This is a genomic window from Frondihabitans sp. Leaf304 (genome assembly GCF_001423105.1).
In the GTDB taxonomy this organism is placed as follows: Bacteria; Actinomycetota; Actinomycetes; order Actinomycetales; family Microbacteriaceae; genus Frondihabitans.
This window is the reverse complement of record NZ_LMNV01000002.1, coordinates 404,362-428,782: the sequence shown is the minus strand read 5'-3', so window position 1 is coordinate 428,782 and position 24,421 is coordinate 404,362. Positions and strand designations below refer to the sequence as shown.

The 24,421-nt window shown below is 67.8% G+C and carries 20 protein-coding genes; 11 read left to right on the top strand and 9 right to left on the bottom strand.

The window, feature by feature from the left end; all coding sequences use genetic code 11:
- Positions 1–118: 118 nt before the first annotated feature.
- Positions 119–547: an RDD family protein gene (locus ASF54_RS01925; protein WP_055958147.1), complete on the top strand. Its 429-nt coding sequence runs from the start codon at positions 119–121 to the stop codon at positions 545–547.
- Positions 548–621: 74 nt separating this feature from the next.
- On the opposite strand, the gene ASF54_RS01920 is transcribed toward ASF54_RS01925, so the two are convergent.
- A complete protein-coding gene (locus ASF54_RS01920) occupies positions 622–1,341 on the bottom strand; it encodes a DUF4191 domain-containing protein (RefSeq protein ID WP_055958144.1) in 720 nt (239 codons plus the stop codon).
- 135 nt (positions 1,342–1,476) lie between these two features.
- On the opposite strand from ASF54_RS01920, the gene ASF54_RS01915 reads away from it, so the two are divergent.
- Positions 1,477–2,895: a hypothetical protein gene (locus ASF54_RS01915; RefSeq protein WP_055958141.1), complete on the top strand. Its 1,419-nt coding sequence runs from the start codon at positions 1,477–1,479 to the stop codon at positions 2,893–2,895.
- An 80-nt stretch (positions 2,896–2,975) separates the two neighbouring features.
- Here the strand turns inward: ASF54_RS01915 and sucB are convergent, their stop codons facing one another.
- From sucB to ASF54_RS01900, 3 genes are all read right to left on the bottom strand, one after another.
- Positions 2,976–4,559 (bottom strand): 2-oxoglutarate dehydrogenase, E2 component, dihydrolipoamide succinyltransferase, encoded by a 1,584-nt coding sequence (sucB, locus tag ASF54_RS01910; RefSeq protein ID WP_055958138.1) that lies wholly within the window; start codon positions 4,557–4,559, stop codon positions 2,976–2,978.
- Between the two features lie 89 nt (positions 4,560–4,648).
- Complete coding sequence (gene lpdA / locus ASF54_RS01905) at positions 4,649–6,022, bottom strand: dihydrolipoyl dehydrogenase (RefSeq protein WP_055958135.1); 1,374 nt, start codon at positions 6,020–6,022, stop codon at positions 4,649–4,651.
- A 116-nt stretch (positions 6,023–6,138) separates the two neighbouring features.
- Positions 6,139–7,629 carry a leucyl aminopeptidase gene (locus ASF54_RS01900; protein WP_055958132.1) on the bottom strand — a complete coding sequence of 497 codons (1,491 nt, stop codon included), beginning with the start codon at positions 7,627–7,629 and terminating at the stop codon, positions 6,139–6,141.
- Positions 7,630–7,721: 92 nt separating this feature from the next.
- On the opposite strand from ASF54_RS01900, the gene ASF54_RS01895 reads away from it, so the two are divergent.
- The 5 genes from ASF54_RS01895 to ASF54_RS01875 all read left to right on the top strand — a co-directional run bounded on the left by ASF54_RS01895 (position 7,722) and on the right by ASF54_RS01875 (position 13,749).
- Positions 7,722–8,636, top strand: coding sequence for a proteasome assembly chaperone family protein (locus tag ASF54_RS01895; RefSeq protein WP_055958130.1), 915 nt, complete (start codon positions 7,722–7,724; stop codon positions 8,634–8,636).
- Between the two features lie 25 nt (positions 8,637–8,661).
- Entirely contained in the window at positions 8,662–9,996 is a 1,335-nt protein-coding gene (locus tag ASF54_RS01890) for an MFS transporter (RefSeq protein ID WP_055958127.1), read from the top strand.
- A 292-nt stretch (positions 9,997–10,288) separates the two neighbouring features.
- Positions 10,289–11,578, top strand: coding sequence for an RNA polymerase sigma factor (locus ASF54_RS01885; protein WP_055958124.1), 1,290 nt, complete (start codon positions 10,289–10,291; stop codon positions 11,576–11,578).
- A 150-nt stretch (positions 11,579–11,728) separates the two neighbouring features.
- The gene (locus ASF54_RS01880) at positions 11,729–13,009 is read left to right on the top strand and encodes a MurT ligase domain-containing protein (protein WP_055958121.1); all 1,281 of its coding nucleotides are present in this window, start codon (positions 11,729–11,731) and stop codon (positions 13,007–13,009) included.
- The gene (locus ASF54_RS01875; protein ID WP_055958118.1) at positions 13,006–13,749 is read left to right on the top strand and encodes a type 1 glutamine amidotransferase; all 744 of its coding nucleotides are present in this window, start codon (positions 13,006–13,008) and stop codon (positions 13,747–13,749) included. The genes ASF54_RS01880 and ASF54_RS01875 overlap by 4 nt, the downstream gene beginning before the upstream one ends.
- 85 nt (positions 13,750–13,834) lie before the next feature.
- On the opposite strand, the gene ASF54_RS01870 is transcribed toward ASF54_RS01875, so the two are convergent.
- Positions 13,835–14,062, bottom strand: coding sequence for a DUF7455 domain-containing protein (locus ASF54_RS01870; RefSeq protein WP_055958115.1), 228 nt, complete (start codon positions 14,060–14,062; stop codon positions 13,835–13,837).
- 256 nt (positions 14,063–14,318) lie between these two features.
- On the opposite strand from ASF54_RS01870, the gene ASF54_RS01865 reads away from it, so the two are divergent.
- A complete protein-coding gene (locus ASF54_RS01865; protein WP_055958112.1) occupies positions 14,319–16,430 on the top strand; it encodes a DNA gyrase/topoisomerase IV subunit B in 2,112 nt (703 codons plus the stop codon).
- 514 nt (positions 16,431–16,944) lie between these two features.
- On the opposite strand, the gene ASF54_RS01860 is transcribed toward ASF54_RS01865, so the two are convergent.
- On the bottom strand, positions 16,945–19,428 hold the full coding sequence (locus ASF54_RS01860) for a DNA gyrase/topoisomerase IV subunit A (RefSeq protein ID WP_055958109.1): 2,484 nt from the start codon (positions 19,426–19,428) through the stop codon (positions 16,945–16,947).
- Positions 19,429–19,493: 65 nt separating this feature from the next.
- Here ASF54_RS01860 and ASF54_RS01855 point away from each other — a divergent pair, with 65 nt between their 5' ends.
- Positions 19,494–20,666, top strand: coding sequence for an alkaline phosphatase family protein (locus ASF54_RS01855; protein ID WP_200919554.1), 1,173 nt, complete (start codon positions 19,494–19,496; stop codon positions 20,664–20,666).
- 324 nt (positions 20,667–20,990) lie between these two features.
- On the opposite strand, the gene ASF54_RS01850 is transcribed toward ASF54_RS01855, so the two are convergent.
- Together ASF54_RS01850 and sepH are read right to left on the bottom strand one after the other, a co-directional pair.
- Positions 20,991–21,596: an HD domain-containing protein gene (locus tag ASF54_RS01850; RefSeq protein ID WP_055961863.1), complete on the bottom strand. Its 606-nt coding sequence runs from the start codon at positions 21,594–21,596 to the stop codon at positions 20,991–20,993.
- Positions 21,597–21,686: 90 nt separating this feature from the next.
- Entirely contained in the window at positions 21,687–22,889 is a 1,203-nt protein-coding gene (sepH, locus tag ASF54_RS01845) for a septation protein SepH (RefSeq protein WP_084815873.1), read from the bottom strand.
- Positions 22,890–23,117: 228 nt separating this feature from the next.
- Between sepH and ASF54_RS01840 the strand changes: the two genes are divergently transcribed.
- The gene (locus ASF54_RS01840; RefSeq protein WP_055961860.1) at positions 23,118–23,411 is read left to right on the top strand and encodes a DUF4193 domain-containing protein; all 294 of its coding nucleotides are present in this window, start codon (positions 23,118–23,120) and stop codon (positions 23,409–23,411) included.
- On the opposite strand, the gene ASF54_RS01835 is transcribed toward ASF54_RS01840, so the two are convergent.
- The gene (locus ASF54_RS01835; RefSeq protein WP_055958100.1) at positions 23,386–23,841 is read right to left on the bottom strand and encodes a DUF3093 domain-containing protein; all 456 of its coding nucleotides are present in this window, start codon (positions 23,839–23,841) and stop codon (positions 23,386–23,388) included. The two genes, ASF54_RS01840 and ASF54_RS01835, sit on opposite strands and share 26 nt — an antisense overlap.
- Positions 23,842–23,912: 71 nt before the next feature.
- On the opposite strand from ASF54_RS01835, the gene dut reads away from it, so the two are divergent.
- Complete coding sequence (gene dut, locus ASF54_RS01830) at positions 23,913–24,413, top strand: dUTP diphosphatase (RefSeq protein ID WP_123944253.1); 501 nt, start codon at positions 23,913–23,915, stop codon at positions 24,411–24,413.
- Positions 24,414–24,421: the final 8 nt, after the last annotated feature.

Genomic DNA, 24,421 nt, shown 5'->3' with positions numbered 1-24,421 from the left:
TTTCGCCGCGGTGACCAGAATGTTTCCGGCATGTTACGCGTCGCTTCCGAGAGGGCGTCAGGATCCGGCCCGACCGCTCCCGGCACCCCCGCATCCGCGCCTCGATAGGCTCGTCTCCATGTCGAGCTCCGCCCCTCCGCCCCTGCCGCCCGAACCGAAGAAGTCGACGCCCTGGCCGGGTTTCGATCTCGGGTTGCCGCAGACGGGCCCGCGCTCGGTCGGCCGCCTCGGTCGGCGCGTCGTGGCGTTGATCATCGATTGGCTCCTCGCGGTGATCGTCTCGGTGGCGTTCTTCCACTACAACGAGTTCGCGACGCTCGCGGTCTTCGCGGTCATGCAGATCGGGTTCACCCTCACCGTCGGAGGCAGCATCGGCCACCTCGCGACACGGATGCGCGTGGTGCCCGAGACGGGTGGTGCCGTGCGCTGGTGGCGTCCGGTCGTGCGGACGGTGTTGCTGTGCCTCGTGATCCCGGCTGTCATCTACGACCAGGATCAGCGCGGCCTGCACGATCGAGCCGCCGGCACGCTGCTCGTACGTATCTAGATTCGCGCCAGTGAAAAGGGCACCCGACCGAGACGAACTCGGTCGGGTGCCCTTTCGCAGTCGCGACGTGAAGGTCAGCGTGGTCGGCCGGAGCGCACGCGCATCGGGTCGACGCCCTTGGGGATCGGCAGCTTGTTCTGGCCGAGCGAGTCGAGCCGGTTCGACACGGCGAGCACCTCGTTGCGGTCGATCGCTTTCTTGACCTTGTTCATCCGGGCCGCGAGGCGGTGCAGCGGGATCGAGTCACCATCGGGGCCGACGCTCAAGACCGTGATTGGCACTCCTGGCGTGATGCGCGCAACCTTGCGACGTTCTTCGTCGACGATGCGCTGGGTCTGGCCCTTGGTGCCCTCGGTGACGAGCACGACGCCCGGGCGACCCACGGCACGGTAGACGGCGGCCTGGCTGCGACCGTTCACGGCGACGGGCATCTCGCTGGCACGCCACTGACGACGGAGACCGCTCTTGAACACGGCGCCGACCGCACCCGGCTGGCCCTCGATCTGCGAGTAGGCGGCCCTCTCGGCGAGACGGCCGAGCACGATCATGAACAGCAGCACACCGAGCAGAACGCCGACGATGATGTAGAGGATCAGCCCGAGGATGTTGCCGCCCGCCACGAGCGCGAGCACGACACCGGCGACGACGGGGACGACGAAGGCGGCCAGCATCAGCCAGATCGACTTCGGGTCGTGCTTTCGGGTCATGGTGAAGACCTGGTACATCTGCTTGATGCGACCGGGCTCTTTTGCGGGGGTCGGAGATGCGTTCTCCGCGGACTTGCTACGTGCCATGCTGTCTAGGATACGGTCTCCGGGCCTCGCCGCACCTCCTGAGGCCTCGTCTCCCCAGGCCGGACAGCCGAGCGTCCTCTCCCCAGACTGACAATGATCGGTCACCGAAGGATCCGAAGCGGTCACGATCGAGGGATGACCTCACCCCGTTCCCGCGACAGTCGCCTCGGCGAGCTCGTCGCCGCGGGCGTGAATGCCGATGTGTACGAGTGGCTCGGTGGGCTCGGATCCTCGTCGCTCGTCGTCAAGATCCATCGTGGCGATGGTGCCGCCTCGCGCGCGCTGGCCGAGGCCGTCGCGCTCTCGGGGGCGACCCACCGGCACGTCGTTCCTCTGATCGACGTCGCGCTCGTGGCGGGCGCCGATTCTCTTGGATTGATCCTGCCTCGGCTCGGCAGCCGGTCGGCCTCGACCTTCGTGGCCGATCGTGGGGTGCTTGCGGCGGGGGAGGCCGTGACGCTCCTCGCTCCGGTGCTCATGGCGCTCCAGCATCTCGAGCGGTCACCCCTGGCACGCCACGTCGACCTCGTGAGTGGCGTCGGCCTGGGCAACGTGCTGCTCGATCGACACGGCGCACCCGTCGTCGTGGGCGTGCGCGCCGCCCCGGCACGGGGTCCGCAGCGGCTCGCCCGCCCACCCGGCGGGGCGACGGCAGCCGGGCGTCGCGCGATCGACCAGGTGCTGCCCGTCTGCTCGGGCATCGGGGCCGACCAGCGGCGGCGCTTCACGGAGCTCTGCGACGAGTCGACAACGCTCGACGAACTCGTCGAGGCACTGTTCGATCTCGCCGCCCCCGTCGCACTCGACGACGAGGCTCCCTTCGAGATGATGCCGGTGCACGACGAGGTGGAGACCATGTACCCGCTCGATGATCTCGTTCCGGGGCTGGCGACGCTTCGCACCTGGGCCCACCGCTTATCTGCCGGAGGGCGCGCGTTCGAGCTCGCTGCCCAGGCCGGAGCAGCGGCGCGACAGGTGCGGAAGCGCGTGTGGGTTCTGGCGGGCGCCGTTGTCGGCTGCGCGGCGATCGGGCTCGCGGTCGGTGGTGGCGGTGCCGGTGGTGGAGGTGCCGGGAGTGCCAACGACGATCGGGGCGTGGCCGCGACGTCCGCGGAAGGTTCGGGCCCGCCGGGTCGGGCCACAGGAACGACTCCTGGGGGGAGGGCGACGGCGACCCCAACGCCTACGCCTTCGACGTCGACTGGCCCCCGAGCCGATCGCCACGACCAGGTGGAAGCTGTCCTAGCCGGCGATGACGCCGACAGAGCCGTTCGTCTCCTACTCCGGCTCCGCGCGGACTGCTTCCGAGCCCTCGACGCCGAGTGCCTGGCGGGTGTCGACGAACCCGGGTCAGCCGCGCTGGCGGAGGATGAGCGGGTCGTGGCGGATCCTGCGCTTCTCGAATCCGTGCCAGAGATCGTCGTCGGCACGGCCATCAACCGGCTGGGTGGAGTTGTGCTCTTCGACGCCACGTCGAGCAACGACGAACCGGCCTCCGTCTTCGTGGTGAAGACGGAGGCCGGTTGGCGAGTGCGGTCGATCGACTCGGGCTGATTCCGACGACACCGCTTTCCGAGCACAACACCGCCGAACGGTGGTGGTTGGCCCGAAAGTCGGTGTCGGGGCTGATGCCGTTAGATACCGAGCTTGCCCTGGAAGTCGCCGCCCTCGAGGCGGATCTTGACCGCGACGAGGAAGCGGGCCGCGTCGGCACCGTCGACGATGCGGTGGTCGTACGAGAGGGCCAGGTACACCATCGAGCGAATCGCGATCGACTCCGAGCCGTCGGCCGTGACGACGACGGGCTTCTTCACGACGATGCCGGTGCCGAGGATCGCAACCTGGGGAAGGAACACGACCGGGGTGTCGAACAGGGCGCCGCGCGAACCGGTGTTGGTCACCGTGAAGGTGCCACCGGAGAGCTCGTCGGGGGTCAGCTTGTTGTCGCGGGTACGACCGGCGAGGTCAGCGATCGAGGCGGCGAGACCGGCCAGATCGAGCGACGCGGCATTCTTGATGACCGGGGTCAGAAGGCCGCGCTCGGTGTCGACGGCCATGCTGACGTTCTCGGTGTCGGGGTAGACGATCGAGTCGCCGTCGACGGTCGCGTTGAGCTTCGGGTAGGCCTGGAGAGCCTCCGCCGCTGCGAGGGTGAAGAAGGGCAGGAACGACAGCTTGTTACCGGTCTTGGCGAGGAAGTCGCCCTTGACGGCGTCGCGGAATTTCGCGACCTTCGTCACATCGACCTCGACGACGCTGGTGAGCTGTGCGGTCGACTGCATCGACTCGACGGCGCGCTGCGCGACGACCTTGCGGAGGCGGGTCATCGGCACGGTCGTGCCGCGGAGGTCGGAGACCGGGAGGGGCTCGTACTTCGACGAAGCAGCAGGAGCCGACGGTGCCGCGGAGGCCGACGGTGCAGAAGCGGCCTTGGCGGCCTCTTCGGCCGCAGCGGCAGCTGACAGCACGTCTTCTTTGCGAATGCGTCCGCCGACACCGGTGCCGGAGACGGTCGACAGGTCGACACCCTTCTCGCCGGCGAGCTTGCGAACGAGCGGAGTCACGTATCCGACCGGCGCGCCGGTGCTGGGGGCGGAAGCGGGAGCAGCGGCTGCGGGAGCAGACGCGGCGGGAGCGGCCGGAGCCGGCGCAGCCGGCGCGGCAGCGGCAGGCGCCGGAGCAGCGGCCGCGGGGGCGGGGTCGACCGACTCCGCCGGAGCGGGCGCCTCGGCGGGCGCACCCTCACCCGGAGCGGGAGCGGAGTCGGAGGGGACCTCCGCCTCGAGCCCCTCAGAGGAGTCGTCGCCAGCCGCGGATTCGGCCGAAGCGGACTCCACGTCGTCAGCGGGGCCCTCGTAGCCCTCGGACGACTCGGAGGAGCCGCCGGCCGCAGCGGTCGCGGGGGTGTCGTCGGTCGACGCGGGGCCCGTTCCGGGCGCTTCGGCCTCGGGTGCATCTTCGGCAGGAGCGCCGGAACCACTACCATCGCCGATCTTGACGAGGGCGGTACCCACCTCGACCGTCTCGTCTTCGGCAACGAGGATCTCTTCGATCACACCGGCGACGGGGGACGGGATCTCGGTGTCGACCTTGTCGGTCGATACTTCGAGCAGCGGCTCGTCGACCTCGACGCGGTCGCCGACGTTCTTCAGCCAGCGGGTGACCGTGCCCTCGGTGACACTCTCGCCGAGTGCCGGGAGGTTGACGGATTCGCTCATCAGGGGGGCTCCTTCTGCGGTTCTGTTATAAAAACTGTGGTGGTGCGGGGATGGTGCTGACGACTGCCGGTGCGGGGTGCACCGCCGCGCTACATCGCGTGGAGGGGCTTGCCCGCGAGGGCCAGCATGGCCTCGCCGAGTGCCTCGTTCTGAGTCGGGTGAGCGTGGATGAGGCCAGCGACGTCTTCGGGGTAGGCCTCCCAGTTGACGGTGAGCTGCGCTTCTCCGATGAGCTCGCCGACGCGGGCGCCGATCATGTGGATGCCGACCACCGGACCGTCGACGACGCGGATGACCTTGACCGACCCGGCCGAACCGAGGATCGACGTCTTGCCGTTGCCTGCGAGGTTGTAGTCGTAGGCGGCGATCTTGTCGGCGCCGTACTTCTCGGTGGCCTTCGCCGTGCTGAGACCCACCGAGGCGACCTCCGGATCGGAGTACGTGACCTTGGGGATGTTGACGTCGTCGATCACGACGGGCTTCAGCCCGGCGATCTCTTCGGCGACGAAGATGCCGTGCTGGAAGCTGCGGTGGGCGAGCTGGAGGCCGGGAACAATGTCGCCGATCGCATAGACGCCGGGAACGTTGGTCGCGAGGCGCTCGTCGGTGAGGACGAAGCCGCGATCCATGTTCACGCCGACCTCGTCGTAGCCGAGGCCCTGAGTGACCGGGCCGCGACCGACAGCGACGAGGAGGATGTCGGCGTCGAAGGTCTTGCCGTCTTCGAGGGTGACGACGACCCCGTCGTCGTTCTGCGACACGCTCTGGAAGCGGATGCCGAGAGAGAAGTTGATGCCGCGCTTGCGGAACGCCCGCTCGAACGACTTGGAGACGGACTCCTCCTCGTTGGGCACGAGGTGGGGGAGAGCCTCGATGATCTGCACATCGGAGCCGAACGACTTCCAGACGCTGGCGAACTCGACGCCGATCACGCCGCCGCCGAGGATCGCGACCTTCTTCGGGATGTAATCGAGCTCGAGGGCGTGCTCACTGGTGATCACGCGGCCGCCGATTTCGAGACCGGGGAGGCTGCGCGAATAGGAGCCGGTCGCCAGGACAATGTTCTTGCCGGTGATCGTGTCGTCGCCGACCTGAACGGTCGACGGCGAGGTCAGTCGCCCCTCACCCGCGATCGTCGTGACGCCACGGGCCTTGACCAGGCTCTGGAGACCCTTGTATTTGTGCTCGACGATGTCGCGGCGGTAGGTCGTGACCCGGGCGATGTCGACGCCCTGGAAGTCGACGTCGACGCCGTACTTCAGCGACTCACGCGAGACGTCGGCGACCTCGGCCGAGTGGAGCAGGGCCTTGGTCGGAATGCAGCCGCGGTGCAGGCAGGTGCCACCGACCTTGTCTTTCTCGATGATCGCGACCGACTGGCCGAGCTCGCTCGCTCGCAGCGCAGCGGCATACCCGCCGCTACCGCCGCCGAGAACTACAAGGTCAAAATTCTGTTCCGACACCCAGCAACTCCTTCGTGCATTCGATCAGTGCCCGAGACCGCGTCGTTCGATGGCGACACCGGTCTGGCCCTGCAAGAAGGCGGGTTTCTCCCGCCTCCGTCAGCCTAGTACGCCACCTAGAACGAGGCGGCCAGGTCGATCAGGGTTCGCACGGTAATGCCAGTCGCGCCCTTGGTCGTGAAGCCGTACCCGCCCGCTTTGTTCTCGCTCGGCCCGGCGATGTCGAGGTGCGCCCACGGGATGAGCTCGTCGGTGCCCTCCTTCTTGCCTACGAACTCTTTCAGGAACACGCCTGCGAGCAGCATGCCGGCGGCCGTGTTGCCCGGCGTCGCGTTCACCAGGTCGGCCACGTCGGAGTTGAGCCGGGTGCGAAGCTCGGGCGCCAGCGGCACCCGCCAGAACGGCTCGGAGGCGGCGTCGGCGACCTCGACCACTCGGGGCGCGAAGTCGTCGGTTCCCATGACGCCGACGTAGCGCATGCCGAGTGCGACGACCTGTGCCCCGGTCAGCGTGGCGACGTCGACGATGGCATCGGGCTGCTCTTCGCTGGCGGCAACGAGGCCGTCGGCCAACACGAGGCGACCCTCGGCGTCGGTGTTGGTCACCTCGACGGTGGTGCCGCCCTTGATGGTCAGGACGTCGTCGGGGCGAATGGGGTCGGCGCCGAGCATGTTCTCGGAGATGCAGAGCCACGCGGTGAGGCGGACCGGCAGGGCGAGTTCGGCAGCTGCCAGCGTCACGGCCAGGACGGTGGCCGCCCCGGTCATGTCGTACTTCATTCCGACCATCGCGCCGGCGGGCTTGAGCGACAGCCCACCCGTGTCGTATGTGATGCCCTTGCCGACGAGGGCGAGGTGCTTCGCGGCCCCGGCGGGCGCGTACTGCACCTTGACCAAGCGGGGCGGGCGCGCGGATCCTTGCCCCACTCCGACGATGCCCCCGAAGCCGGCCTCGCGGAGTTCGTCGCCCTCGAGCACGGTGACGGTGACGTCTTTGGTGGCCGACAGGCGGACGGCCTCGTCGGCGAGGGCGGCCGGCGAGAGGTCGATCGGGGGAGTGGTGACGAGGTCGCGAACGGTGTGGACGGCCTGCGCCACGGCTGCCGCCTTAGCGATCACCGCGGCATCGATGGTGGTGGCCGTGACGAGATCGACCTCGGCGACGGCCTTTTTGGCATCGCTCGCGGAGGAGTGGCGGTACGAGTCGAAGGCATACGCGCCGATGGCGGCACCCTCGAGCACGGCCAGGGCCTCGGCGTCGTCGGCGACGGGGAGACCGAAGGCGACGCGGGTGCGGCCGGTGAGCTGGCGCGCAGCAGAACCTGCGGCGTACCGGAGCGTCTCGATCGAGACGGAGGCGCCGAGCCCGACGAGCGCGATGGTCGCGACAGGCGAGACCGACGACGACGAGGATCCGAGAGACGAGGCCGGCAACCTCGTCACCTCGTCGCGTCCGCCTGAAACGCCGAGACCCTTGAGCGCATCGGCCAGCTCGGGTGCATCCCACAGCAGGGTGGGAGCGTCGTCGCCCGTGCCGGGAACGACGCCGATGACGAAGACGTCGGCTGCGGTGAGTTCGGATGAGACGGAGAGCTTCGGAACGGTCATACCAGCCACTTTATGGGAGTCCGGGCGGCACGTTCGCTGTCAGCATTCCCTCGAAGGGCGTGGCGTCGACCGCCCGTGCCTAGCATTGAAGGATGTCCGAACCCGCAGACCTGTACGAGCTTTCTCCCGGTGCCACGGGTATCCCGACCGGCCTGCCGCTGGTCGCCGGCCTGACCGGCTTCGCCGACGCCGGATCGACGGTCGCGCAGCTGACCCAGTACCTCACCGAGTCGCTCGAGGGCGAGATCGTGGCGACCTTCGACGCCGACGTCCTCCTCGACTACCGGGCCCGGCGCCCCATCATCACGTTTGACCAGGATCACATTTCCGATTACCAGGCGGCGACGTTGACGCTCCGCCTCATGAAAGACGAGATCGGGCAGCCCTTCCTGCTTCTCTCCGGCTTCGAACCCGACTTCCGCTGGAACCAGTTCACGAGTGCCGTCATCCAGCTGATCCAGCGCTACGAGATGGCGACGACCACCTGGGTGCAGGCGATCCCGATGCCGGTGCCGCACACGCGCGAACTCGGTGTCACCGTCTCCGGCAATCGCACCGATCTCATCGAGTCGCTGTCGGTCTGGCGCCCGACGACGCAGGCACCGGCCAACGCCCTTCATCTCGTCGAGCACCGGCTCACCTCGGGCGGTCACCCCACCGCCGGGTTCGTGCTGCTCGTGCCGCACTACCTCGCCGACACGGAGTTTCCCGACGCTGCGGTGACGGCGCTTTCGAGCATCAGCGCAGCGACCGGCCTCATCTTCCCGACCGACGACCTGCGTGAGCAGGGCCGCGACTTCCTGGTCAAGGTCGACGAGCAGGTCGCCGGCAACACCGAGCTGAGCCGTCTCGTCGAGACGCTCGAAGAGCGCCACGACACGTACATGGAGGGCAACCCGCTGCCGTCGCCGCTCGTCGGCCTCGACGGGCAGGTGCCGAGCGCCGATTCGATCGCCGCCGAGCTCGAGAAGTTCTTGGCCTCGCGCCCCCGCGACGACGAGGCGTGACCTGACGGGTCGGTAACCTGGTCGGGTGAATTCCAAGCGCGCCTGGCTCGTCTGGGGCGCAGCCGTCTTCGCCTACGTGGTGGCCGTGCTCCAGCGCTCGTCCCTCGGAGTCGCCGGCGTCGACGCCCAGCACGTCTTCGACATCTCGGCGTCGACCCTCTCGACTCTCGCCGTCGCCCAGATCGTGGTTTACGCGGCTCTGCAGATTCCCGTGGGCGTGATGCTCGATCGTGTCGGGCCGCGCGCGCTGCTGGTTGTCGGCGCCGCGGTGCTGGCTCTCGGCCAGACCGTCGTCGGCGTCTCGCCGCCCCATCTCGGTCTCGCCATCGTGGGACGCATGCTCGTCGGTGCCGGTGATGCGCTCACCTTCATCTCGGTGATCCGGCTGCTCCCGTCGTGGTTCCGCGGCCCGATTCTGCCGCAGGTCTCGCAGTGGACCGGCAACATCGGCCAGGTGGGGCAGATCCTCTCCGCCGTCCCCTTCGCGGTCGTGCTGCACTCGCGCGGCTGGTCTCCCGCGTTCCTCAGCGCCGCGGCCGTCGCCGTGCTCTCGGTGATCGTTCTGCTCGGCGTGGTGCGCAACGCACCGGCGGGGCAGGTCGGGCAGCCGGTCGTCTCGTCGTGGGCCACCGCGGGCAGGCAACTCGTCGAGAGCGTGAAGAGGCCGGGCACCCGTCTCGGATTCTGGTCGCACTACGTCACTCAGTCGTCGGGCACGACCTTCAGTCTGCTGTGGGGTGTTCCCGCGCTGGTCGGCGGTCTCGGATTCTCGAGGGGCGAGGCGTCCGGGCTTCTTGCGCTGCTCGTTATCACCGGCGTCGTGGCCGGGCCGATCCTCGGTCTCCTGAGCGCGCGGTTCCCCCTTCGCCGCTCGAATCTCGTTCTCGGCATCGTCTCGATCATCGGCCTGGTGTGGACGGCCGTGCTGGCCTGGCCGGGGGTTCCTCCGCACTGGCTGGTCATCGTGCTGGTGGTCGTCCTCGGGGCCGGTGGGCCGGGATCCTTGATCGGGTTCGACTTCGCGCGCACCTTCAATCCGCTTCGAAGCCTCGGTGTCGCGAACGGCATCGTCAATGTCGGAGGATTCCTCGCCAGCTTCGTGATGATGTTCCTCATCGGGGTCGTACTCGACGCGGTTCACTCTCACGGTGTCGCGGTGGGCGACCCGTCACCGCTCTTCTCGTGGTCGGGCTTTCGCATCGCCTTCCTGGTGCAGTACGTCGTCATCGGGCTCGGCGTCGCCGGTCTCATCGTCGATCGGCGTCGCACGAGGCGCCGCATGCACCTCGAAGAAGGAATAGAAGTGGGACCGGTCTGGGTTGCACTGTCACGAAGGATGCGCGCTCGCGCGGGGCGCTGACGACTTGTTCCACTACCAGGATCCCGCGGCCCTGTAAACGGTTCGGCCTGCGGCGTGCAATAATTACTCACGGACCCTTTCCTGTCTTCGGCGAAATGTCGAGGGCTTGACATGGGTCCTAGTTCTGCCGAAAAGCGGAGTTCTGCCTGTAAGCGGAGTTCGGCCTGAAAGCAGAGTTCTGCCTGAAAAGACAGACAGTGCCCAATTGATGGCGCCAGGGGGCGTCTTCGACCCGGATCAGTGACATTGGGCACCTCCCCAGCTTTACGAAGCCCGAGTGAAAGGTGCACCAATGGCTACTCGCACCAAGGCCACCGTCGCCGACGAAACCGTCGAGACCTCCACTACTACCGAGACCGACGCCGCTACGGCCCCGGTCAAGAAGGCACCCGCCAAGCGGGCGCCCGCCAAGAAGGCACCGGCCAAGGCGGCGACCGCGAAGGCGGCCCCCGCCAAGGCGACCAAGAAGACGGCCAAGAGCGACGACGACGAGTCCGACGTCGAACCTGCCGCCGAAGCCGTCGAGGCGGTCGACGGCGACGACACCGAGTCGACCGACGACAGCGCCGACACCGCGGTCAAGGCCGCCGAAGAGGTTCTGCCGACCGGGGCGCTCGTCATCTCGCAAGACGACGACGACGAGATCCCCGTCTACTCGTCGACCATCACCGGCGCCACCGCCGACCCGGTCAAAGACTATTTGAAGCAGATCGGTAAAGTCGCGCTGCTGAACGCGGCCGAAGAGGTCGAGCTCGCCATGCGCATCGAGGCGGGTCTGTTCGCCGACGACAAGCTGGCCAACTCGACCGGGCTCTCGAAAGAGCTCGAGCGCGAGCTGCGCTGGGTGTCGCGAGACGGCCAGCGTGCCAAGAGCCACCTGCTCGGCGCCAACCTCCGCCTCGTCGTCAGCCTCGCCAAGCGCTACACCGGTCGTGGAATGCAGTTCCTCGACCTGATCCAGGAGGGCAACCTCGGTCTCATCCGTGCGGTCGAGAAGTTCGACTACACCAAGGGCTTCAAGTTCTCGACCTACGCCACCTGGTGGATCCGTCAGGCGATCACGCGCGCCATGGCCGATCAGGCGCGCACCATCCGCATCCCCGTACACATGGTCGAGGTCATCAACAAGCTGGCCCGCGTTCAGCGTCAGATGCTTCAAGATCTCGGCCGCGAGCCCACTCCCGAAGAGCTCTCGCGCGAACTCGACATGACGCCCGAGAAGGTCGTCGAGGTGCAGAAGTACGGCCGCGAGCCGATCTCTCTGCACACCCCGCTCGGTGAAGACGGCGACAGCGAGTTCGGTGACCTCATCGAAGACACCGAAGCGGTCGTTCCGGCCGACGCCGTGGGCTTCACGATGCTGCAGAAGCAGCTCGAGTCGCTCCTCGACAGCCTCTCCGAGCGCGAAGCCGGCGTGATTCGCATGCGCTTCGGCCTCGGCGACGGCATGCCGAAGACTCTCGACCAGATCGGCGACACCTTCGGCGTGACGCGCGAGCGCATCCGTCAGATCGAGTCGAAGACGATGGCGAAGCTTCGTCACCCGTCGCGCTCGCAGTCTCTCCGCGACTATTTGGAATAGGCCGAAAGCGTCCGCGGCACCGGACCTCCGACAAGCTCCGGCCGTCCGGCGCTGCTCCCGCTTTGGACCGCCTCGAGTAAATCGAAAGCGTTCGACCGCCTCGAGTAAACCGGCATCGCGTTCACCGAAGCCGACGACCCTAGGAATCCGATGAAGTACGTTCTCCCCATCCTCCTCGGGCGTCTCGTCCGCATCATCGCGAGAGCCCGAGGGGGCGGGTCGGCGTATCCAGGCTACCTGGTGCTCAAACTGCTTCCCTCGTTCCTCACCGACGTGACGAAGCAGTTCGACCGCGGCGTGCTCTTCGTGCTGGGCTCGAACGGCAAGTCGACGACCACGCACATGCTCTCCGACGTCTTGCGGGCGCACGGGCTCCGGGTCTTCACCAACCCGACCGGTGCCAACCTGCCCCAGGGCATCGCGTCGGCGCTGCTCTCCGAGGTAAGCATCTTCGGCAAGCTGCAGGCCGACGTCGGCGTGCTCGAGGTCGACGAGGCGTTCGCCGTCGAGCTCTCCGGGCACCTCCACCCGTCGACAGTGCTCATGCTCAACGTGCAGGTCGACCAGCTCTACCGCTTCTACGAGACCTCTCGCGTCGCCGACATGATGACCGACACGGCCGCCACAGCGGGCACCCACGTCGTCACCAACCGCGATGACGAGTACCTCGGCCCGTTCACGAGCAGCACCCTCGACGTCACCCGCTTCGGCGCGTCCACCGAGCTCGTGGCCGGGGCGCCGCACGGCCTGCAGAACGCCTCCGCCTTCGGCGGCAAGACCGAAGGATCCGCGCCACTCCACGCCGAAGCCGAGGTCAGGGCGCTGTCGGCGCAGGGTGCCACCATCGCGCTGAGCCGAGCGACGGGTGGCGGATCCTCGTCCCTCGAAATCCGCCTCCCCGCCAAGGGCCTGCACTACGCGGTCGACGCGGCCGCGGCCATCCAGACGGCGCGTGTCGCGCTCGGCTCCGAGTTCGACGAGTCGAAAGCCGTGGCGGCATTCGCCGCGATGAAGCCTGCCTATGGGCGTGGCGAGCGACTCAAGATCGGCACCGACGAAGCCGAGTTCGTCATGTTCAAGAACGCGGCGAGCCTACAGCTCAACCTCGATGCCCTCACGGACGCCCCCGAGCAGGTGCTGCTCGCGATCGACGAGGGCACGCCCGACATCTCGTGGATCTACGACGTCGACTTCTCGTCTCTCGACCACGTCGACGTGGTGTCGGGGGAGAAGGCCTGGCAGATCGCGCTCCGCCTCGAGCACGCCGGCATTCCGATCGGCACCGTCGAGCCTCGCATCGAGAAGGCCATCGAGCTGATGAAGGCGCTCCCGGCCCCCGCCAGCAAAACCAAGAACTTCATCGTCAACTACGAGCAGATGATGATCGCCCGCAAGATGCTCGGCTACCCCGATCTGGAGAAGCGCGCATGACCACCCTCTCCCTTCTGCAGCTCTACCCGGAACAGCTCGGCGTCTCGGGTGACGGCGGCAACGTCGTGGCTCTGGCCGAGCGCGCGCGTCGGGCGGGCCTCGACGTCGAGCTCGTCGAGCACCGGCCGGGCGATTCCCTCCCCGTGGGGGCCGACCTCGTCGTGATCGGTTCCGGGCCGCTATCGACGCTGCGTTCGATCCACTCGGATGCCCTCCGGTTCCGTGAGGCGCTGAGCGATTGGGCGGACTCCGGTGTGCCGGTCGTCGCCATCGGAGGCGGCATGGAACTCCTCTCGCAGGGGATCTCCGGCGAAGGTGCCGACCTCGAAGGCCTCGGGTTCTTCGATGCCTCGGCCCACCGCGGAGCAAAGCGTCGAGCCAACTACTTCCGAGTCGAGACGGCGTACTCGGGGCCCTCGCTCACGCTCTTCGGGTTCGAAGACCACGCGACCCGGTTCGAGCTCGCGGCCGGCGCCTCAGCGTTCGGCACGGTCATCACCGGAGGCGGCAACGGCGACGGTGCGGAGGGGGTGTCGCGCGGATCCTCGTTCGGAACCCAGCTCAAGGGCCCGGTCCTCCCGCTCAACCCGCAGTTGACGGATCGCGTTCTCGCCTCGGCCGTCTCGCGGATCGGCGGTGTCTATGACGCAGGGCCCGCGCACGCGACCCTCGACGAGTACGCCCGTCAATCACGTCTCGTGATCGAGAAGAACTTGGAGCGCGCCTTCAAGGCGATGTAGCCGAACGGCAAGCTCGCGTCGAGTCGATCACGGCAGAAGGCCCGCACTCCGAGGAGGAGAGCGGGCCTTCTTGGTGAAACGAAGACTAGTGGGCGGTGAGCTTGGCGGTTTCGTCGAGCCACTCCAGCGCGTTCGGCTGCAGCTTCTCTTTGAACTTGGCGCCATGGTGAGCGCAGAACAGAAGCTCACCCGTCGCCATCGTCGCGCGAATGTACGCCTGGGCTCCGCAGCTGTCGCAACGGTCGGCGCCGGACAGCTGGTACTGGGGGCCGAGCTCATCGACGGCGTTGTGGTCGGTGGCCATCTGAGACATGTGATGCTCCTCCAGAACGGTGGTGCGTGGGTAAGTAGATGCCATCAAAACACGCGAACGTTTCGTTTGTGCGACATTTGGGCCGATTTCGCTCGCCGCGAAGCGAATCTCGTCTCCCCAATCCGGGGGCGGCTCCCAGACCGCGTCGGAGGGGGTGTCGGAGGGTGAGAGAACACTGAGCCCCGTATTCTTGAATCGGTGCGTGTCCGGGTCTTTTCTTTTCGGGCCGCGTGCCGTTGTCGCCAGAAGGAGTCCCGTGGCCGCCGCTGCATCCGATTATTCCGCCCGTCACCTCTCAGTGCTCGAGGGCCTCGACGCCGTTCGCAAGCGGCCGGGCATGTACATCGGCTCCACCGACTCGCGCGGCCTCATGCACTGCCTTTGGGAAATCATTGACAACGCCGTCGACGAAGCGCTCGGTGGGCACGGCTCGTCGATCGACGTGATCCTCCATGCCGACGACAGCGTCGAAGTCCGCGACACGGCGCGAGGCATCCCCGTCGACATCGAGCCGAAGACCGGGTTGACGGGCGTCGAGGTCGTCTTCACGAAGCTTCATGCCGGCGGTAAGTTCGGAGGCGGATCCTACGCAGCGTCCGGTGGTCTGCACGGGGTCGGCGCGTCCGTCGTCAACGCGCTCTCGGAGCGGCTTGACGTCGAGGTCGACCGTGGCGGCAAGACGCACGCGATGTCGTTCCATCGGGGCGAGCCCGGCACCTTCGACGACGGTACGAACGCCCCCGCGCCCGACGCCCCCTTCGCGCCATTCGAGAAGGGGAGTGTGCTCCGGGTGGCCGGTAAGGCCGCCAAGGGGGCGACCGGCACTCGGGTGCGCTACTGGGCCGACCGTCAGATCTTCACCAAGGGCGCGGCGTTCCGACTCGAAGACCTCGTCAGCCGGGCCCAGCAGACGGCGTTCCTCGTGCCGGGCCTCGCGATTCGCATTCGCGACGAACGCCCGATCACGACGGCCACCACCGAAGACGGCGAGCCCGTCGAGCAGCTGTTCTCGTACGAGGGCGGCATCTCGGAGTTCGCCGACTTCCTCGCCACCGACAAGGCGATCACCGACACCTGGCGACTGCAGGGCACCGGCAAATACACCGAGACGGTGCCGGTGCTCGATGACAAAGGCCACATGGTGTCGACCGAGGTCGCACGGGAGTGCGAGGTCGACATCGCTCTCCGCTGGGGCGACGGCTACGAAACGGTCACCCGCAGCTTCGTCAACATCATCGCGACGCCCAAGGGCGGCTCGCACCAGGCCGGGTTCGACGCGGGGTTGCTGAAGTTCCTCAAGCAGCAGGTCGACGCCAACGCCCGTCGCCTCAAGGTCGGCACCGACAAGCTCGAGAAAGACGACATCATGGCGGGGCTCACCGCCGTGCTGACCGTCCGGCTGCCCGAACCGCAGTTCGAGGGCCAGACGAAAGAGGTGCTCGGCACCCCGGCCGTGCGCGCCATCGTGTCGAACGTCGTCGCCAAGGCGATGGCCGACCTGTTCGCCTCGACCAAGCGCGACGACAAAACGCAGACGGCAGCCGTGCTCGACAAGATCGTCGTCGAGATGAAGTCACGCATCGCCGCGCGCGCCCACAAAGAGACCCAGCGCCGCAAGAACGCGCTCGAATCATCGTCGCTGCCGGCCAAACTGGTCGACTGCCGCTCGAACGACGTCGGCACCAGCGAGCTCTTCATCGTCGAGGGCGACTCGGCGCTCGGAACGGCCCGTGCTGCCCGCAACAGCGAATACCAGGCCCTCCTGCCGATCCGAGGCAAGATCCTCAACGTGCAGAAGGCCTCTGTCAGCGACATGCTGTCGAACCTCGAGTGCGCGTCGATCATCCAGGTGATCGGCGCCGGCTCCGGTCTCTCGTTCGACCTCGACCAGGCACGCTACGGCAAGGTCATCATCATGAGCGATGCCGACGTCGACGGCGCCCACATTCGCACCCTGCTGCTCACCCTCTTCTTCCGCTACATGCGCCCGATGATCGAGGCCGGCCGGGTCTTCGCCGCCGTGCCCCCGCTGCACCGCGTCGTCGTCATCAACCCCGGGTCGAAGCCGAACGAGACGATCTACACGTACTCCGAGCAAGAGCTGCAGGGCGTTCTCGCCGGCCTGAAGAGAACGAACAAGAAATACCAGGATCCCATCCAGCGCTACAAGGGCCTCGGTGAGATGGATGCCGAGCAGCTTGCCACCACCACGATGGACCGCGCCGGCCGCATGCTCCGCCGCGTCAAGGTCGAAGACGCCGAGAACGCCGGCCGGGTGTTCGAGCTGCTGATGGGCAACGACGTCGCGCCCCGCAAGGAGTTCATCATCGAGGGTGCCGGGCTGGCGCGGGAGCGGATCGACACGTAGGGGGTTGGTGCGGCTGCTGCTGCTGCTGGCTAAGCGACGCGCATCGGCCAACCCGACGCGGCGCGCCACGTCGAAAAGGCCGAACCGCGTCACTTCACCCGCACCAACCTCGGCCGCACGGCTAAGTGACGCGAATCGGCCAACCTCGCGCGCCGCGGCGGTGTAACACCGGCCGATTCACGTCACCTCGCCCGGCACCAACCCCGCCACACGGCAAACCGACGCGCATCGGCCAACCCGACGCGGCGCGCCACGTCGCAAAGGCCGAACCGCGTCACTTCACCCGGCGCCGACCTCCGCCGCACGCTAAACCGACGCGAATCGGCCGACCTCGCGTGCCGCGGCGGTGTGACATCGGCCGATTCACGTCACCTCGCCCGGCGCCAACCCCGCCACACGCCAACCCGACGCGCATCGGCCAACCTGACGCGGCGCGCCACGTCGCAAAGGCCGAACCGCGTCACTTCACGCGGCACCAACCTCGGCCAGACGCCAAACTGCCGCGAAGCCGAAGCTACGAGACGGCGCCGCCGATCGATCCGACGACCGTGTCGAGCGGTGTGCCCGAGGCATCGCGCCGCACGAGCGTCTCGGGCAGCTTACGGACACCGCCGTCGGCGGCCACTGCAATGGCGGGAGCCACCCCGACCCACGCCACCGACAGACCGTCTTCGCCCTTGAGTAGAGCGTGGGCCCGAACGCCACCCGTGGCACGACCCTTCGCGGGGTAGTCGGCGAAGTCGCTGATCTTGGCCCGGCCCGGGTCGGCCCCGGCGATGGTGGCAGCGGACGTCGAGATGGTCGCGACGACGGCGGATGCCGTGGCAGGGACGGCGCCGAAGAACAGCACGGTCGCCCGGGCCGCCAGCGAGATACCGGCGACACCGCCACCGGCCGTGCCCTGGGGGCGAACGAGGGCAGCAGGGTAGCGGAGCAGCTGCGTCGAGGTCGTGACGAACACGAGCTCGTCGGAGTCGGGGCCCTGTGCCACGCCGACCACGGAGTCGCCGGGCTTGAGCGCTATCACGGGGAACTCCGGTTTCGACGGCCAGGCCCCCGGCGTGACTCGCTTCACGACGCCCTGAGCCGTGCCGAGAGCGACCGGGTCGGCGGAGTCGAGCGAGACGAGGGCGAGCACCTTCTCGGAGGAGGGAGAGCTCGCCGATGAGAGGCCCAGATAATCTTTGACCGGCACGCCCGCGCCCAGCTGCACCGACGTCGGGGGAGCGGCCGGCAGGTCGACGGGCGAGAAGCGAATGAGACGACCGGTCGAGGTGACCGCGCCGATCTCGGCCCGCGTCGTCGTGGTGACGCTGGACCGGATCGCGTCGTGCTTGGTGCGGCGCGACGGGGGGACGGGCCCGGCGCCGGACTCTGTGTCGGCGGCCGCGGGATCCTGGAGGTCGACTCGGAGAAGACGACCGGTCGTCGAGAGATAGACGCGCGTCGGGACATCGGCGACCTCGACGACGGGGGCGTTCTTGCGAGTCGAGGCGACCGACGGCGCTGCCTCGGTGAGGAGTGTGCGGCGCGGGGTGCCGTATTCGTCGGCGATGTCGGCGAGTTCGCTCGACACCAGCGCGCGCAGCTTGGCGGGATCGGACAGCAGCTCGCGAAGCGACGCGATCGCGGCCAGCAACTCGTCGCGCTCCGCCTCGAGCTCCATCCGGCTGAACTTCGTGAGGCGACGCAGCCGGAGCTCGAGGATGTACTCGGCCTGCAGGTCGGAGAGATCGAAGACCTCGCGGAGCCGCGTCTTCGCGGCCTCGGAATCGTCGCTCGTGCGGATGACCTGGATGACCTCGTCGATGTCGAGGATCGCGATGAGCAGGCCCTCAACGAGGTGGAGGCGGTCTTCGCGCTTCTGCAGGCGGTAGCGGCTACGTCGGGTGACGACCTCGAGTCGATGCGCGACGTAGACCTCGAGGAGCTCTTTCAGACCTAGTGTGCGGGGCTGCCCCTCGACAAGCGCCACGTTGTTGATGCTGAAGCCGTCTTCGAGGGGCGTGTGCCGGTAGAGCTGCTCAAGCACGGCCTCGGGGCTGAACCCGGTCTTGATGTCGATGATCAAGCGCATGCCGTGGTGGCGGTCGCTGAAGTCGTTGATGTCGGAGATGCCCGTGAGCTTCTTCGCGTTGACGCCGTCTTTGACCTTCTCGATGATCTTCTCGGGCCCGATCATGTAGGGCAGCTCGGTGAAGACGAGCCCCTTCTTGCGGGCCGTGAGGTTTTCGATCGAGACCTTGGCGCGGACCTTGAAGCTGCCGCGCCCGGTCGCATACGCGTCGCGGACTCCGGCCAGCCCGGCGATGGTGCCTCCGGTCGGCAGGTCGGGCCCGGGCACGAAGGCCATCAGGTCGTCGAGGGTCGCCTCCGGGTGCTCGATGAGGTGCCGGGCGGCTCCGATCACTTCGACAAGGTTGTGCGGCGCCATGTTGGTGGCCATGCCCACCGCGATACCCGAGCCGCCGTTCACGAGGAGGTTCGGGAATGCGGCGGGCAGCACCTCGGGCTGCATCAGCTGGTTGTCGTAGTTGGGAACGAAGCCGACGACGTCTTCGCCGAGCCCCTCGTTCATCGCCATCGCAGCGGGGGCGAGTCGAACCTCGGTGTAGCGGGCGGCGGCGGGCGGGTCGTCGAGCGAACCGAAGTTGCCGTGCCCGTCGATGGTCGGCAGGCGCATCGTGAAGTCTTGCGCGAGTCGCACGAGGGCGTCGTAGATCGCCGAGTCGCCGTGCGGGTGGAGCTTGCCCATGACCTCGCCGGTGACGCGAGCGCTCTTGACGTGACCGCGCTCGGGGCGGAGGCCCATCTCGCTCATCATGTAGAGGATGCGGCGCTGCACCGGCTTGAGCCCGTCACGGGCGTCAGGCAGGGCGCGGGAGTAGATGACCGAGTACGCGTACTCGAGGAACGACCCCTGCATCTCACTCGAGACATCGATCTCTTCGATGCGCTCGCCCGTGGGGGAGGAGCCGGTGCTGTCGGTCGTCGTCATGAACTCTCACTGCAGGGGGATCGGGGGCGAAACCGGCGGCCGAGCGCTGTGCCAGACTGGGGCCGATGAGCACCATGGTACCGGCGAGAGACCCCTCGGCCTGGAGCCTGGCCGACGTTCTCCCCAGCTGCGTAGCGGCACTCAGGGGTGTGGAGAACAGGTTGGGGTTCGCGCCGGCGCGCCAGGTGATCGTGCTGATCGTGGACGGGCTCGGATCCTCGGCTCTGAAGCAGCGCGCCGGCTACGCGCGCACTCTGGCAGCGGCCGCGACGCCTCTCTTCTCTGGTTTTCCGACGACGACGGCCTCGTCGATCGCCACGATCACCACCGGTGTGCTGCCCGGCGAGCACGGCCTGGTCGGCTACAGCGTGCTCGACCCCGAGCACGATCGGGTGGTCAAGCAGCTGTCGGGCTGGGATTCGCGGATGGATCCGGCGACCTGGCAACGCGTGCCGACCATCTTCGAGCGGGTGACCGCTGAGAAGAGCACAGAGACGAGCGCAGGATCCGACGGCTCGCCCGGCCAGAACATCCGCGCGTTCGCAATCGGCCCCTCCCGCTACGCCCACTCCGGTCTCACGAAGGCGATCCTGCGCGGCGCGGAATACCGCTCGGCCGAATCGGTCGAAGCACGGTTCGAGGCGGCGGGCGCGGTGCTCCGCGAGGCTGCGCCCTCGCTGTCGTACCTCTACGTTCCCGAGCTCGATGTCGCCGGTCACAAGTACGGGTGGGAGTCGCCGCAGTGGTCGGCCGCCCTCGAGCTCGTCGACTCGCAGCTACGCACCCTCGTGTCGGGCCTCAAGCGCGATCAGGCTGTCGTGGTCACGGCCGACCACGGCATGGTCGACATCAACCCGGCGAAGCACGTTCTTTACGGCCACCGCCCCGAGCTGGTCGAGGGCGTGCGGCACTTCGCGGGAGAGCCGCGCTGCCTTCAGCTGCACTTCGAGCCAGGCCTCGACGACGCCGCTCGCTCGAGGCTCGTTGCCGCCTGGCACGAGTCGGAGGACGCCCGCTCATGGGTGGTGACGCGCGACGAAGCGATCGAGGCCGGGTGGTTCGGCCCGGTTGATGCGTCGGTGAGGCCCCGGATCGGCGATCTGCTCGTCGCCGCACGAAAGGGCATCGCCTATTACGCCGACGCCGACGTGCGTGGCCGCGGCATGGTCGGGCAGCACGGGTCGTGGTCGGCGGAAGAGACGCAGGTGCCCTTGGCGCGCTTCGGGGCGTTCGCGTAGGTCGGCACGGTTCGGTAGGGCGGTGAGCGGCGCATCGCCTGCTTCCTGAATTGAGGTGCGCTGTCACCACTCAGGAGGCCATGGCACTCATTCAGGAGTGGGAGGCGGCAGCGTAAGGCCGTCAGGATTCACCGACTCGTATTCACCGGAGTTCAGGTCGCCTCCGAGAGGGCACCTGAATTCAGGAGCGCCGGCCGACTCCGATGGCCGCGAGGCGCTCGTGCGGATCGTCGGGGCGATGCGGCGGGCTGGCGGGCTGGCGGGCTGGCGGATCCTGACGCCTAGAACACCGCGACTACGAGACGTCGTCGGCCCGCATCGGCATCACGAACCCGTCGCCGCGAACGCATCCCAGAACGCCGTCCCCGCCGCCACACCACCGCTCGCGTGCAGCCGCACAGCAGCCGTTTCGGGTTTGCGCGCCGCCTGCGCGGCGATCGACGCGTCGAAGGCTCGACCGAAGTCGAGGCGAGGCACCCGGGCCGTGATCGAGCGGAGGTCGGCCTCCTGCCACCGCGACGCACCGTCTCCCCGCACGTCGAGTGTCGTCGCGAGTTCGAGCAGGTAGCCCTCCACGTCGAGCGCCGGGTCGACGGAGCGCCACATGTGCCGCTCTATGATTTCGCGCACCCGCTCCGAGCGCGCAGGCGACCAGCCGGCTCCCGCCCCGAAGACCGCCGCGACTGCACCTCCGGCCTCCTCGAATGCGACCTCGTGCGCATCGAAGTGCGACGCGACCCCGGCATCGTGCAACATGGCCGCGACGAAAAGGAGCTCCTCGTCGAAGGCGCGCCCCTCGTCGCGGGCCAGCAGCGAGGCCCATGCCCACGAACGTACGGAGTGGTTCACGAGGTCGGGGGAGAGCCAGCGGCGGGCGACATCGAGGGAAGCCGCTGCGATCGGCGTAGGCGGCGTGAGGAGATCGGTCATGTCCTCACCGTAGGGCGACACGAAGCCGACCACGACTGGCAGGCACGCCACTGAGCGTCGGCATCCTGCCAAAGGGCGCCCCGAGGAAACTCAGACCGGGTCGTCGTCCGAGCGGGCACCGAAGACGATCTCGTCCCAACTCGGCATCGACGCGCGACCCTTGCGGCCGCGCGACTGGATCGACTTCTGTCGAGGCTCGGGCGCCGGAGACGAGGCCGGCGCCTCGGATACTCGTCGCCCATCGGGCACGACCTTCGGTCGGAGGACGGCAGGGCGCACAGGCTCACTCGACGTCTCGGACTCGCTACCGTCGTCGAACTCGTCGAGCGGAAGGTCCACGACCCGGATCGAGCCGGTCGAGGGATGAGCGGCGCGAGACGGGGAGTCGTCGTCGAAGCGCGCGGCCTCGCGTTCGCCTCGGCGTCGACGCAGGGCCTCGAGCAGGTCGGCGGTCTGATTGTGCGACGACTCGCTCTCGGGGGCGCGGTTCATCGCAGCCACCGACGCGGCGCTCCAACCGTCACGGGCACGCGCAGAGGCAGAACCGACCGAAGGATCCGGCACGACCGTCTCGGGCACATCCGGCAGAGGCTCGAACGCGCCGCTGTCGAACCGCCCCGTGTCTCCGGTGTGCTCGTCGGAGCCGGCCGCGGCCTCGGTGTCAACCGAACCCCGGGTCTGCGGCTCGGCCTGGGCTGCTACCGCGCGGAGGCGGGGCACGAGGCTCGAGTGGTCGGCGTCTTGACGGGAAAGAGTGTGGGCGTCTCCGGCGTGCGGGGCGAGAGACTGTTTCTTGGGCTCGAAACGCCAGGCGGCGTCGCGCTCCACCTCGCTGGTCGTGTAGGTGACACGGATGATCCAGCCGACCGAGGCGTCTTTGAACGCCGTCCATTCGCGGTCAGTGGCACTCGACTCGTCGAGGCGCGAATCGATGACCTCGCCGAACCGCGAGGACTCACCGAGGGCGTCCACGCCACCGGCGACGCTCACCGGCACGGATCGGGCCGATTCGAGCACAAAATTGCGCTCGTCGAGCACAGGGCCTTCGAAACGACGCACGTAGACGACGTCGGCACCCGTCTCGTCGGCGACCTGCTGGGCGGTACGGCCGGCGCGAATGCTCGACTGGATCTCACGGGGCGAGACCTTCTGCACGACGGGGGCCTGGTCGGGCCCGGCCTGCCGCAGTTGCGACTGCAGGGACTGCGTGACGGGCAACCGGAATTCGCTCCCGGCGTCGGTGGCGACGAGCAGCGCGCCGCTCTCCACTCCGATGACCTTTAACTCCTGCATGCCTCACGCCTTCCGCCGTCGCGATTCACCAGTGAGGATGCCACGGAACTCCCGGAATTCCGGGGAATAACGCGGGCGCGCCGCAAGTTCATTTGCTGCGGCGTGAGACGACAAAGACGGCCGCGCGGGCTGGTTTGCTATTGATCATCGATTGGTGCAAACTGTGCCCGCCGATTTGGGTATCAGACCCTGATCTTCGGGCGAATATGATTACAGAACTGGATGGGCATGGCCACCGACTACGACGCACCTCGAAAGAACGACGACGATTCTGAGTCGATCGAGGCGCTGAAAGAGCGGGTTCCCGACAAGATGTCGGGTGTGGTCGACGTCGACGACGCCGACAACCCCGGGAGCTTCGAACTCGCCGGGCAAGATCTCAGCGACCTCGACCTCGAGGTCGTCGTCTTGCCCCCTCAGGCCGACGAATTCACCTGCGTCGAGTGCTTCCTGGTGAAGCACCGCTCGCAGCTCGACCACGAGACCAAACTCGGGCCTATCTGCCTGGAGTGCGCGGCCTGATCGCGTCGATCGCGAGCGACAACCGCTCCGGATGTCTCGTCGAGACGAGCCAGTAAGGAGCCGGGTCGCTGGGGTCGGTCAGCCCGATCTTGATCACCGGCTTGACCCAGCCGCGAAACAAGGTCCACGCACGAGCATCGAGACGCACACCGCGTTCGGCCGTCGCCTCCTCACCCGAGAAGGCGGCGGCCGCTCCTATTTCACCGGGATAGAGAATGGCCCGGCCGGCCCGGAAGCCCTCCTCGGCGACCGTCAGCACGGGGGAGCCGAACCAGAGCGCCAGCCCGAATCCGACGAAGAGGGCGATTCCGACACCCCAGCCGACGGGCACGTTGATGGGTAGGAAGACCAGCACCGACGCCGGCACCACGAGCAGGAGAGCCACGAAGACTTGCGGGGGCGGGGAGAGGCGTTCGCGGTACGAGGTCATGAGACTATTCGACCAGACTTCTGCACTACCCTCGACACGTGACTCAGAGCCTCGACGTTCCCTTTGCCCCACTGGGCGAGGTCGAAGCCCCGTTCTACGCCCACCCGGGCGACGCCGGGGCCGATCTCACCAGTCGAGAGGCCCTCACACTCCTCCCCGGAGAGCGGGCGCTCATCTCGACCGGCGTCTCGATCGCCCTCCCCGACGGGCACGTGGCCTTCGTCGTACCCCGCTCGGGTCTGGCGGCGAAGCACGGCATCACAGTCGTCAACTCGCCCGGCACGGTCGACGCGGGCTATCGCGGCGAAATCAAGGTGACCCTCCTCAACACCGACGCCCGCACGCCGTTCGACATCGCCATCGGAGACCGGATCGCGCAGCTCATCGTCATGCCGGTTGTCCGAGCCACGTTCGTTCCGGTCGACACCCTCCCCGAGAGCGTCCGCGGAGAAGGCGGATTCGGTTCGACGGGTACGAGCGGCTTCAGCGTCGCCGCAACGGCCTACGGTGTGGCAAATGACGCCGGCACGACCGGCAGCACCACCGACACGACTACGGAAGGCACCAAGTGAGCAGAAAG

Excerpts from the sequence above, each read along its gene's own strand:
- ASF54_RS01925 (WP_055958147.1), top strand. The coding sequence starts at position 119 with ATGTCGAGCTCCGCCCCTCCGCCCCTGCCGCCCGAACCGAAGAAGTCG.
- ASF54_RS01920 (WP_055958144.1), bottom strand. The coding sequence starts at position 1,341 with ATGGCACGTAGCAAGTCCGCGGAGAACGCATCTCCGACCCCCGCAAAA.
- ASF54_RS01915 (WP_055958141.1), top strand. The coding sequence starts at position 1,477 with ATGACCTCACCCCGTTCCCGCGACAGTCGCCTCGGCGAGCTCGTCGCC.
- sucB (WP_055958138.1), bottom strand. The coding sequence starts at position 4,559 with ATGAGCGAATCCGTCAACCTCCCGGCACTCGGCGAGAGTGTCACCGAG.
- ASF54_RS01900 (WP_055958132.1), bottom strand. The coding sequence starts at position 7,629 with ATGACCGTTCCGAAGCTCTCCGTCTCATCCGAACTCACCGCAGCCGAC.
- ASF54_RS01895 (WP_055958130.1), top strand. The coding sequence starts at position 7,722 with ATGTCCGAACCCGCAGACCTGTACGAGCTTTCTCCCGGTGCCACGGGT.
- ASF54_RS01885 (WP_055958124.1), top strand. The coding sequence starts at position 10,289 with ATGGCTACTCGCACCAAGGCCACCGTCGCCGACGAAACCGTCGAGACC.
- ASF54_RS01880 (WP_055958121.1), top strand. The coding sequence starts at position 11,729 with ATGAAGTACGTTCTCCCCATCCTCCTCGGGCGTCTCGTCCGCATCATC.
- ASF54_RS01875 (WP_055958118.1), top strand. The coding sequence starts at position 13,006 with ATGACCACCCTCTCCCTTCTGCAGCTCTACCCGGAACAGCTCGGCGTC.
- ASF54_RS01870 (WP_055958115.1), bottom strand. The coding sequence starts at position 14,062 with ATGTCTCAGATGGCCACCGACCACAACGCCGTCGATGAGCTCGGCCCC.
- ASF54_RS01860 (WP_055958109.1), bottom strand. The coding sequence starts at position 19,428 with ATGACGACGACCGACAGCACCGGCTCCTCCCCCACGGGCGAGCGCATC.
- ASF54_RS01855 (WP_200919554.1), top strand. The coding sequence starts at position 19,494 with ATGAGCACCATGGTACCGGCGAGAGACCCCTCGGCCTGGAGCCTGGCC.
- ASF54_RS01850 (WP_055961863.1), bottom strand. The coding sequence starts at position 21,596 with ATGACCGATCTCCTCACGCCGCCTACGCCGATCGCAGCGGCTTCCCTC.
- sepH (WP_084815873.1), bottom strand. The coding sequence starts at position 22,889 with ATGCAGGAGTTAAAGGTCATCGGAGTGGAGAGCGGCGCGCTGCTCGTC.
- ASF54_RS01840 (WP_055961860.1), top strand. The coding sequence starts at position 23,118 with ATGGCCACCGACTACGACGCACCTCGAAAGAACGACGACGATTCTGAG.
- ASF54_RS01835 (WP_055958100.1), bottom strand. The coding sequence starts at position 23,841 with ATGACCTCGTACCGCGAACGCCTCTCCCCGCCCCCGCAAGTCTTCGTG.